The organism is Candidatus Hydrogenedentota bacterium (assembly GCA_019695095.1).
In the GTDB taxonomy this organism is placed as follows: Bacteria; Hydrogenedentota; Hydrogenedentia; order Hydrogenedentales; family SLHB01; genus JAIBAQ01.
Map to the genome: position 1 here is coordinate 1 of JAIBAQ010000304.1, position 4,953 is coordinate 4,953.

General features: G+C 57.5%; 5 protein-coding genes. 2 read left to right on the forward strand and 3 right to left on the reverse strand.

Annotated features, from left to right (window positions below; genetic code table 11):
- A partial coding sequence (locus K1Y02_25295; GenBank protein MBX7259696.1) for a hypothetical protein occupies positions 1–1,525 on the reverse strand: 1,525 nt, incomplete at its 3' end.
- A 199-nt stretch (positions 1,526–1,724) separates the two neighbouring features.
- Between K1Y02_25295 and K1Y02_25300 the strand changes: the two genes are divergently transcribed.
- On the forward strand, positions 1,725–2,315 hold the full coding sequence (locus K1Y02_25300; protein MBX7259697.1) for an O-methyltransferase: 591 nt from the start codon (positions 1,725–1,727) through the stop codon (positions 2,313–2,315).
- A gap of 45 nt (positions 2,316–2,360) precedes the next feature.
- Here the strand turns inward: K1Y02_25300 and K1Y02_25305 are convergent, their stop codons facing one another.
- Positions 2,361–3,056 carry a PspC domain-containing protein gene (locus K1Y02_25305; protein ID MBX7259698.1) on the reverse strand — a complete coding sequence of 232 codons (696 nt, stop codon included), beginning with the start codon at positions 3,054–3,056 and terminating at the stop codon, positions 2,361–2,363.
- The gene (locus K1Y02_25310) at positions 3,043–3,423 is read right to left on the reverse strand and encodes a DUF2089 domain-containing protein (protein MBX7259699.1); all 381 of its coding nucleotides are present in this window, start codon (positions 3,421–3,423) and stop codon (positions 3,043–3,045) included. Before K1Y02_25310 ends, K1Y02_25305 begins: the two co-directional genes overlap by 14 nt.
- 337 nt (positions 3,424–3,760) lie before the next feature.
- Here K1Y02_25310 and K1Y02_25315 point away from each other — a divergent pair.
- Positions 3,761–4,953 (forward strand): hypothetical protein (locus tag K1Y02_25315; protein ID MBX7259700.1); only part of this gene is annotated, 1,193 nt, incomplete at its 3' end.

Consider the following 4,953-nt stretch of genomic DNA (forward strand, 5'->3'; position numbering starts at 1 on the left):
GTTGTTGCGTGCAGTCCAATACCAACATCCCCGCAGCCTCGGCGCGCGCGTAGGCCTCGTCCCATTGTTCGGTGTTCATCGTGAACGGCGAACCCTCGCCGGACGGGCACGCGGATACGGACACGACTCGTATCTTCTGTCCGTCCGGTAGTGACGCGTTCTGTTCAATGATCCAATCGAGCGCCTTGGCTTGATACGCGGTGTCCTTGGTCCACGAGGGCGCTGCAACGAAGTAAAGTCGCGCGCCGGGCGCAGTGCCGCAGTTGCGACCCACGAGAAGGCTTGCCACGGCAGGCCCGTGCATGCTGCTTTCGGATTTGCACCCGACGTCGTGGTACGCGGCAATCTTGCCCTTGAACTCCGGATGGTCGTCGTAGAGGGGCTGATCGATGATCGCAACGTTGACGCCTTCGCCGGTGATCCCCTGACGATGAAGACCCCGGATTCCAAGTCCGGGGTCCATGGCGTCGTGCAGGAAAGCCTTGGGCGTCTTGCCCGGCGGCATCGCCGGGTCGGGCGGCCACACTGTCTTCTGGTTGAAATTCAGCGTGGCAATCAACCCCGTGCGCTCCGCGAGGTTCAGCGCCTTGAGATCTTTCCACCGCACATCGTCGAACTCGCCAACGGCGCTCACCGGTCGAATCGTCTGAAAGGAACCGCTGCTCATCGCGGACTGCACGGGCGGCGCCGAGGCAGTCCCCGTTCCCCTGAGCGCGGCGGGCGCCGGTCCGGATGGGATCATCACATAGTAGCGAGGAGCCATACCGCGCTCGGTCACATCGCCGCTAAGCCACGGCAGAAAAAGATACGACGCCCCCGCAATGTCCTTGATGGTGTATTGGGCTCGCGTGCGCCCGTTGCTGTGGGTGATCCACCCTTCGGTCCAGGTCCATCCAAGCGAAGTGCCTCCGCTCACGTCGGCAGTGAAGTCTTTCAGGAAGAGTTGATCCGGTGGTGAGATTTGGCCGGGTTTGAAGTCGTCAATTTTCTCCACGAAGCTGACACTGATCCACGATCCGGCTATGGAACGCTTCGACGGGGTTGCTGCAGGAGGGGGCGGGGCCGGTGTTGACGGCGCGGTAGAAGCGGGCGCGGCGCCTGCGCGTGTGAGCACATAGTAGAGGGGCGCCATACCGCGCTCGGTCACATCGCCGCTGAGCCACGGAAGAAAGAGATAGGCCGTGCCGCCGATGTCTTTGATCGTGTACTGATAGCGGGTGCGGCCGTTGGAGTGCGTAACCCAGCCGTCGCTCCAAGTCCAACCCTGCGACGTGGTCCCGCCATCTTCTGCAGTGAAGTCTTTGAGGAACAGATCGCCTTGCCACGATTTCTGTCCCGGAGTGAATTCGTCGATGGTACGCACGAAATCGACACTCACCCACGATCCGGCAAGAGTTTCGGGCTTCGATTCGGGCGCGGGGCTTTCGGACGATGGCGTGCAACCGGGCAAGCAAGCGACACTAAACAAACCGGCAAGTGTTAGTAGTGTCATCCAACGGAGGCGAGTACATACTTTACGAGCCATGTGAGGTCCCCCAGTTGCCGACGGCCAACTCTTGAACAACCCCCCAACACACGCCGTGCCAGTACAATGAGATGACATTCTACCTCCGATCGGATCAGTAAAGGCAAGTAGCGATGTCTGTTCTACGCATACTCGAGAGGAACAATGGAGCGTAGCGTTGTCGGTTGCGCTGAAGTCTGGGCTGCAAAAGGGAGAAGCGATGTTTCACGACATTCCGGCAGAAGTGTTGGAGCGCATGGCCCATTTGGAGACTATCGATGTGCACGACCGGATTGATGGCACGAGCCGTATGCAGCGACTTCGTCAGGTCCCGCCGGAGACGGGACGATTCCTGGCACTGCTTGCAGCGATGGCGCCTGCCGGACCGCACATTGAGATTGGGACGAGCGCGGGCTACTCGGGCATGTGGCTGGCGTTGGCGTGCCGCGAGAAAGGTGAGACGCTAACCACGTTCGAAGTACTCCCGGAGAAAGCGAGACTCGCGGAAGAGACCTTTCGCATCACTGGGTTGGAGTCTACGGTGAAACTCGTTCTGGGCGATGCGCGAGAATACCTCGAATCGTTTTCGGATATTGCATTCTGCTTCTTGGACGCGGAAAAGGATGTCTACGCCGATTGTTATGAGTTGGTCATTCCGAGGCTGAGACCGGGGGGAATTCTTGTCGCGGATAATGCCATCAATCATCGTGCCGCGTTGCAGCCCATGCTGGACCGCGCGCTAAGCGATACGCGCGTGGATGCGATGGTCGTGCCCATCGGCAAAGGGGAACTGGTGTGCCGCAGACGGTAACGTATCGACTCGCGTCAAGCGGCGACAATACCGCGTTTACCTATTTCATAAATTGCGCCCGATTTCGCTCCAGTACGCGCCCAATATCGTCACGATGGGGATGATTAGCACGCCGCACACGGCCCAGGTGATGATTTTCCGGACTTTCCCGTCGGGGGGAGACAGCATGTAGAGGAACAAGACAACGAGGAGCACGCCGGTCTGGATGATGATTCCATTCATCGTCAAGAGCCTGTCCTGAGTCTGAATCAACCATGAGATTGCGGCGGGAATTTGTTGGCCACGGGAGTTCAGGATTCGAGATAATGACGAAATCTGACTGCCCAAAATCATCAAATAGGTAGGCCACAGCACCAACAGCGCTATCGCGAGTCCTGCCGGAAACCGCCACACGAGGTGCTCTTCATCCTCCTTCCACGGCAGCACAAAGTACAGCAGGATATAGACAAGGATGGCGCTGCCTCCCGTGAAAAGCATGGCGGCCACGAACACGAGCCGCAAGGTCCACGCGTCGATCTCCATCGCTTCCGCTATGCCGCCGCAGACACCGCCCACTTGGCGGTTCTTCCAGGACTTGCCCCAGCGCGGCCTGCGCGCGGACTCCTGTGCCGGGATACGATTACTGGGAGGCCTTACCACGGCCTGCCGTAACACGGCATAGTCTTCCTCCGAAATGTGGCCGTTGGCGAGCATGGCGTCGAGTTGGTCGAGCGAGGTGATGTGTGCGCTAGCTGCGTCCATGGTCGAGTCCTCTGATTAAACGCGCCCCCTCGGTCGCGCTGATTTCCCCTTGCGCCACCCGGTCCAGGATGCGTTTCTTCTGATCCTCGGAATTGCGCAGGCCTTGGTAGGTCTCTATGAGCTTGTCGAGCCGGGTGCGAATTGCCTGGTACCCCATTCCGGTACGATTGGCCAATTCTTTGATGCTGAAATCGGCGAGAAGGAAACTCTCAAGGAATTGCTGTTCCGAGTCCGACAATTGCAGGAACAGGCTTTCGCGAAACCGCCCCCGGATCTCTACGTTGCACGAGGGGCAGGACATCGCCGAGGTGCGCATCCCCCCGCCGCAATACGGGCACGAACCGGAGACTGGCTTCATCGCGTCCATGAACTACATATACCACAGGATGGAAGCGAAGTAAAGAAAAATTTAGATTATTGCTACGCGATTCGAATAAAATTTCAATTTGCCCTCTGCGCGTGACCGGATTCGCGCCACTTGGGGATGCGACAGTCCTGGCAGGAAAGTGACCGAATCGCACTGAGTTTAGCGCGTCTTGGTTTCGAGCGAAACAAGATAATGACATTTTGGTTCAGTTTTTATTTGTAATTATATATTGCTTCCGCTAGAGTGACGTCGTGCTTCATGGGATTTTCATACTTATCTGGCACATCGATTTCTGGGGGAAGCGCGATCGACAGACCTGAAGTAGGGGGTATCTGCCATGATCGGATTCAGGACGGGGAGGGGAATCAACGTTCTTCACGTGGCTGGGATGTTCATTATTGTTCTAGCGCTGAGCGCATTTCGATCTTGGGGGCAGTTCGAGCAGTTGGCTGACCTTGCTCCAGGGCCTGCAAGTGGTCTATCGCTTGTGAATGATACTGCCGCCATTGGATATTTCGACTCCATCGTGTTCACTGGGTTTGATGGAGGCAATCCTGGCACTTACAGTGTTTGCCTATTCAATGCCGAGAATTACCAGGTTTCCACACTGAAGAGTTTTGCCAATTGCCCGAACGCACCACGGCTGTACATGTCGACTGGGTCCGAGGCGTACTTCTCAGCCTGGGAACCAAGTTCTGGATACGAAGTGTGGGAAACTAACGGGACAGAATCAGGTACCCGTCGGATATCGGACATTAACCCGGGACTATCCGGGTCATTTCCCTATCAGTTTACATGGAACTGGGGATACATCTACTTTATCGCATTTGATGGAATAGGCGCTGGCCAACACGGAGCCGAACTGTGGCGCATTAAGCTGGGCGAAACTGGTCCCGCGCTCGTGAAAGACATTTCGCCTGGGCCTGGGTCTGCCTTCCCGCTGGAATCGAGGGAGACGGAGCCTCAGCCCGCGAAGCTCGTCTCATTAAGCAAGATCCTGTATTTCGCCGCGTCGGAGCCCGAGCACGGTAAAGAACTGTGGCGAACCGACGGCACGGAGTCAGGCACGTTCTTGGTGAAGGACATCAATCCCGGTACCGACGAAAACGGTAATGCCCGCAGTTCGAATCCGTCGCATCTTACCGTGGTTGGGAATGTGTTGTACTTCGCGGCCGACGACGGTGTGCGAGGAACGGAACTGTGGAAGTCCGACGGCACTGAAGCAGGGACTACGCTTGTGGCCGAAATAGGTTCGGGCCGTGCAGGGGGCATCGCTCCTCAGGAGACCTTTGGTCGTCGGTGGATCAAGTATGGACGCCATATGTACTTCAGCGCAATTGACAGGGCGCATGGTGAGGAGTTGTGGCGTACGGATGGCACTCGGCCTGGAACTCGTATGGTGTGCGACATAAGGCCCGGCGCCGCTTCGTCGCGTCCCCAATGGCTCACTTCGCGCGTCAACGGGGTTCTGTTTGCCGCGAACGACGGCGTTCACGGTTCTGAATTGTGGATTACGGATGGAATCCTCGA